Raw genomic sequence first — 5,826 nt, forward strand, 5'->3', positions numbered from 1 at the left:
CGTGCCATCCATAGCATCAGCCGCCGTAAGGACCGGCCGCTTGTGAAGGTCAATTGTGCCGCTCTGCCCCCAAACCTGATTGAAAGTGATCTTTTTGGACATGAAAAGGGATCTTTTACCGGAGCGTTTTCTCAAAGAATCGGCCGCTTTGAACTTGCGAGTGGAGGAACGATCTTTCTCGATGAAATCGGAGACCTCTCCCCGGAGCTACAAGTGAAGCTTCTTCGAATCCTTCAAGAAGGTGAATTCGAGCGGGTCGGGGGTTCGAAGACAATCAAGGTGGATGTCCGCGTGATAGCGGCAACAAATCGCAATCTGGAAAAGGCTATCCGGACCGGCAATTTTCGGGAAGATCTTTACTATCGCCTCAATGTTTTTCCCATTTCTCTGCCTCCGCTTCGCGAAAGGAAAGAAGATATTCCGCTCCTTGTAAAAAAATTCACTGCCAAAACTTCTACAAAACTTGGGAAAAGGATCGATCAGATTCCTCAGGAGTGCATGACCTTATTGATGGAATATTCCTGGCCGGGCAACATCCGGGAACTGGAAAACATCATCGAGCGAGCGGTGATTCTCACGAGTGATTCCACACTTCGAATTGATGAATCCCTTGTAGCGAAGGACAGGTTATCAGCGTTAACAAGTACCCTCGATGAGGTTCAGCGCGAACATATTCTTCAGGCCCTTGAGAAAAGTAACTGGATCGTTGAAGGAAAGCGGGGGGCTGCAGCTTCTTTGGGCATTCCTTCCAGCACTCTCCGAGACCGAATGCAGAAACTCGGTCTGAAGCGACCCAGCCGAACGTAATCCACTTTCAGGGTTTCTGCCTCTCACGCCCCACGGTGAGCCGTGGCTACCCACGGACAGCCGCGTCTGTTTTACGAAAACTTAACTTCTCATGCTAATTCAATTATGCCTCAAGTCTTTGCTTCAAAAGGAGATATCAGAAAGTCTTCCGTTCAACCATGTTCTGGCACGGAGATTGTAATTAACACGATACGAGGTGAATCAAGGAAACATGAAAGATGATGAAAAGTTGACGGCAATAACCGATGAGAATTTCAATGCGGAGGTCCTGCAGAGTCCGCTGCCAACTCTGGTGGATTTCTGGGCGGACTGGTGCGGCCCTTGCCATATCATGGGACACGTCATCGAAGAACTCGCCACTGAATTTTCCGGACGAATCAAGGTTGGAAAGTTGAATGTGGACTACAACAGAATCAGCACAGATCGGTATGGTATTCGTTCGATCCCCACACTGCTGTTTTTCCGCGGCGACCAGATAGTCGACCTCGTGATAGGTGCAGTACCAAAGTCGGAAATAGTGGAGAAGCTCAATGCGCTGCTTGAGAAGGAGAGAGTATGAATACAATGCAACTTACTTTCCCTCAGGTCGGAATCGCGGCTGCAAAGCCTATTGTGGAACAGGAGGCAGAACTGCTCCGCAGTGCCCGGGCTGGAGATACTGTGGCCTGTGAGAAGATTTTTGTAACTTTCTTGAAGACATCTAAGTCGATCGCCGGTCTCTTGCGTCAGCATCTTCCCAACCCCGAAGACCGTGAGGAAATGCTCCACGAAATCTACCTGCGACTTATCTCAAGCAACAATGTGTTTCGGGGAGAATCGAGACTAAGCACCTACATCTTTCGTGTTGCGCGGATTACGCTCTTTCAAAAATTTCGCCGTGAGAACACTATAAAAAGAGGCAGACTCTTTCGGATCATCTCCGATGATGCTCCTTCCGTTGCGGACGGAATTCAGTCCAGTCCGGAATACACATACCGGATGAAAGAGATTCGCGAAATTCTTTCAGATCTGATCGCAAGACTGCCGGAATCTTACGCTGAGGCTATATATCTCAGGGTGATGGAGGATCTAAGTTACGACGAGATTGGGATGAAACTGAGCCTGCCATCGAACATAGTGGCAACAAGAATATTCAAAGGAAAGAAGATCCTGATGGAACGTCTGGCGGAGATTGGAATTATTTCTAAATCATGACACGTGTAGAACTTGACTGATATTTCTTTAAAAAGGAGAACCCAATGAATAGCGAATCTAAAATGACCGGGGATGCAGGACGGCGCTATCGTTTCGAGCATCTATCACTCCCGATGGTGGTGAGGGACCTCTACTTCCGTAAAGTTGATCCGGGTCCGGGCGAGCGTGTACCGGAGTTCGATCTTCCGATCGTGGGTGGAGGCCGCTTCAAGTCAAGCGATCTTGCCGAGACCGGCCCGGCGTTGCTGATTTTCGGATCCAGCACCTGCCCGGTGACGGATAATGCCGCGCCAGGACTGAAGGAACTTTACCTCCGCTTTGGACCGCATGTCCGATTCGTAATGGTGAACGTACGTGAAGCGCATCCTGGGAAAGCATTTCCGCAACCGCGAACGATCGACGCGAAGATGAGGCACGCGGAGCGGCTTCGCAAGATCCACGGCTTCGAGTTTGAAGTGGCTGTGGATGATGTGGATGGCACTCTGCACCGCGCACTGGGGCCTAAGCCCAACTCCGCTTACGTTTTGGGAGTTGACGGCACGATTCTCTTTCGCGCGCATTGGGCCAATGACACGAAACCATTAGCCGCGGCCCTCGATGCAATAGTAGCCGGCAAATCGCCAGGTCGCTCGCAGAGCAACGGTCTGATCAAACCCATGCTGCGCATGCTTTGCAACATTGCACCCGCACTCTACCGAGCGGGCGACGGCTCATGGGGGGACATGTGGCGTGTGGCACCTCCACTTGCTGCCTTCGCCCTCGCGCTCAAAGCTCTTCGCGTCTGCCCGTTCAAGCTTAACGGCCAGCAGATCGCTCCTGAGAATGTCGAACGATGAAGCAAAAGGAGATACCAATGAATAGCGAATACAAACTCACGCTGTCGCCGAAAACTATACACAACGCAGAACCCAGAGCCAAAGCATTACTGGAAAAGGTTAAGGCGCAATTAGGCTTCATTCCGAACATGTATTCGGGCATGGTAAACAGCCCCGGGTTACTTGAGACTTATATGGACGGCTATGATCGATTCCGCAAGGGTTCTGACTTAACCCCGGCTGAGCAGGAGGTAGTGCTTCTAACAATCAGCGCTCGCAATGGCTGCGATTACTGCGTGGCGGCTCACAGCATGATCGCCGACCGAATGTCCAAAGTACCACCTCAAGTGACCGAGGCCATTCGCAAAGGACAGAAGATTCCTGACTTGAAGCTCGGGGCGCTTAGCACCTTCACGGAAACGATAGTAGCCAAACGCGGTTTGCCATCGAAGTCCGATGTAGCGGCCTTTCTAGGCGCAGGCTATGAGGAGCGGCACATGCTGGAGATCATCCTTGCCATCGCGGTGAAAACGATCAGCAACTATTCTAACCACTTATTCCACACACCGCTCGATGAGATGTTCGCCAGCTACGAATGGAAAAAGTCTGAGTGATTATCTTTTAGCCTGGAAAATGATTGACTCGGGATGAAAACTTAGCCAGCCATCTCTATAAGCAAGTACTCCGGGTAAAAGATTTCCCTTTGCATCTTCTGCCCAAGCTGTGAAGGCCTCTTTTTTGTAATAGAGTGTGATGTCTTGGCCGCCAAGTTTGAACGGATAAGGCGCAACTACCTTTTCGAGTTCAGAAAAGGGGAAATATGCAGCTTTCCCGTTGATAACGATCCCCAGACCAAGAACAGAGGTATCGTGCGTTCGGACAGGTTCTGCCGGGGGACTGGAACCAGGTCGCCGATTGCGATACAAATAAGGCTTCCCCTCTTCACTCGGCTTGACCATGACGACAGTGCCGGGATATTGTTCGCGCCAGTGTCCCCAGGTTGTTTGAAGAGAAGCAATCGCGTTCAGGGGAGTTCCTTTCAACAGACCGCTGATTGCCTTGCCATCCAGCTGTGACCACAAACTATTTGTTTCACGATCGACCAACAACAGATTGTCTTTCATCAGCCCTTGCGCAAAGTCAAACGTTAAGTCTCTTTCGTTCGTCCTGCGAGTGTACACGACACCCGATCCGGTGAGCGGTCACCAGGACGGAGCTAGCAAATTCTCACCGATTCTCTGGTTTACGATTTCGAACATCGCCAGGAAACGGATTGGAAACGCGATGGCACGACCATCTACAACAACCCCAAGAACGAGATCATCCTCTTTCAGATTCGCTTCGTCAGGAGAAACTACAGGCAGGTCTACAGGCGCTTCGTGAACGGGGATTTCCGCTTCTTCCGCAGGGCCGCCTGGTCGCGTTTGCACAAAACCCTTCACTGTTCTGGACTTCTCGTTGGAAGCTTCGGCGTAAACAACGGAAGGAGCCAGACTTCCTATCAGAAGAGCGAAAACGAGATGAACCTTAAACATGGGTTTCCTCCTTTACATCCTGACCGCATTGCCGCGCTTTAGACTATTGATTTGCAGATACAAGTTGCGAACAGCCGGGTCGTCAGGAAAGTCGTGATAAAGAGCACAGATTTCCATCAGCGCACGATCAAAGTGACCGGTCTTTAAGGCAATATTCAGCAGAAGCAAACACCGCTCGTTTGATTTCGGCTGCATTCTCTCCGCCTGATCGCAGAGGAGAAAAGCTTTTTCTCCGTCATTCAATTTGTAATAGCAGTAGCCCAGGAGGTAAAGCGAGGCTGAATGAGGAGAGTCATTCAATATCTTCTGGAATACGATTGACGCTTGATAGTATTGGCCAGCCTTAAAGAGTGTTATCCCTTCGTTGTAGACCTGGTTTAAACCGGTGGAGAGCTGAGTAGACGTTTTCTCCAAGCCGGCAAAATCAACTTCACTTGGCTCCTTGATGACCGCAAGCTCACGCAGTTCTTTGCCCGGGAAACTTGCCTTATGCTTCTGCCACAGCAACAAGGAGGATAGGAGCATGAAGACGACAGCGGCTGCAACGGACGCATGTAGAAACCACTTCTTACCAGAAAGGGAAAAATTGATCGGACGCGACTGTTCAATGCTTCTGAGCCAGTCTGTTTCCTCCCTGCAAAGTGGACATTGTTCCAGATGATTCCCAATTCTTTGCTTTTCTTCCATGGAGATTACATTCGGATCAAAAAGGAAAATATCTAGAATTTCACTTGACGGACAAACGGCAAATGGAACCGTTTGATTACTGAAATCTTCTGTCCCGCTTAGCTCATCTGAGAATTTCGAACAATATGCACATCTGTTTAGATGCCGCTCCATTTCGGTGGCTGCCGCTTGTGCCAACTCGTGTTCTAAGTACTTAGCGATCAGGATCACGCGGGCTTCCTTAAAACTCTCCTTGGGAGCAAGTCGCCCATAAACAGTTGGATCAACGCAATTACCTGGCCTTTTCTCATGAATCAAAAACATAAATTCCTTTCTCAATAGAATTAGTTACCTTCCAAAGCCTGGAATTTCACTTGGTTATTTTGAGGGCCGTATCATCGATCAGGAAGGTTGTTTTCAAATTGGAATTCTCAGTACCCAAAAACCTCACGCGAATCGTCTTCCCGTTAAAGTTGAGTACGCTAAACGACTTCTTTACATAGCCCGTCGTCTTATCGAGATTGCTGAATGTTTTCAACGTCTTTAAAACACCACCGGCGCTGTCCAGAATCTGAATTTTCAACTTATCATTGGCAACGCTTGCCGTTTCGGTTGTCGCAATACGCACGTAAAAAGTCAGAGTTGCGGTGCATGCGTTCGCAGGAATAGCGATTTGCTGGTAAACGGATTGTGTGTTTGTGCTACCTTTGCCGTTTAGCTGCGCTTTCCAACTTCCACTGCGTGGGGGGAAGGCAGTTGTGCTATTGATGATGCCTGACATGCTGGGCACCCAGCTTACATTACCGTTC

Annotated in this window: 7 protein-coding genes and 1 pseudogene; 5 read left to right on the forward strand and 3 right to left on the reverse strand. The window is 49.6% G+C overall.

What is annotated here, in order from left to right; translation table 11 throughout:
- The 5 genes from L0156_16265 to L0156_16285 form a co-directional block, all read left to right on the forward strand.
- The coding region (locus L0156_16265) for a sigma 54-interacting transcriptional regulator (GenBank protein MCI0604543.1) at positions 1 to 807 on the forward strand (807 nt) is incomplete at its 5' end.
- Between the two features lie 211 nt (positions 808 to 1,018).
- A complete protein-coding gene (gene trxA, locus L0156_16270; GenBank protein ID MCI0604544.1) occupies positions 1,019 to 1,366 on the forward strand; it encodes a thioredoxin in 348 nt (115 codons plus the stop codon).
- A complete protein-coding gene (locus tag L0156_16275; protein ID MCI0604545.1) occupies positions 1,363 to 2,001 on the forward strand; it encodes an RNA polymerase sigma factor in 639 nt (212 codons plus the stop codon). Before trxA ends, L0156_16275 begins: the two co-directional genes overlap by 4 nt.
- Positions 2,002 to 2,045: 44 nt before the next feature.
- Positions 2,046 to 2,837, forward strand: coding sequence for a redoxin domain-containing protein (locus tag L0156_16280; GenBank protein ID MCI0604546.1), 792 nt, complete (start codon positions 2,046 to 2,048; stop codon positions 2,835 to 2,837).
- Positions 2,838 to 2,854: 17 nt separating this feature from the next.
- Entirely contained in the window at positions 2,855 to 3,430 is a 576-nt protein-coding gene (locus L0156_16285; protein ID MCI0604547.1) for a carboxymuconolactone decarboxylase family protein, read from the forward strand.
- Here the strand turns inward: L0156_16285 and L0156_16290 are convergent.
- The 3 genes and pseudogenes from L0156_16290 to L0156_16300 form a co-directional block, all read right to left on the reverse strand.
- A pseudogene (locus L0156_16290) lies at positions 3,431 to 4,351 on the reverse strand (DUF3179 domain-containing protein).
- Positions 4,352 to 4,363: 12 nt separating this feature from the next.
- Positions 4,364 to 5,341, reverse strand: coding sequence for a hypothetical protein (locus L0156_16295; protein ID MCI0604548.1), 978 nt, complete (start codon positions 5,339 to 5,341; stop codon positions 4,364 to 4,366).
- A 46-nt stretch (positions 5,342 to 5,387) separates the two neighbouring features.
- On the reverse strand, positions 5,388 to 5,826 hold a 439-nt coding region (locus L0156_16300; GenBank protein ID MCI0604549.1), incomplete at its 5' end, for a serine protease.

The organism is bacterium, assembly GCA_022616075.1.
GTDB lineage: Bacteria > Acidobacteriota > HRBIN11 > JAKEFK01 > JAKEFK01 > JAKEFK01.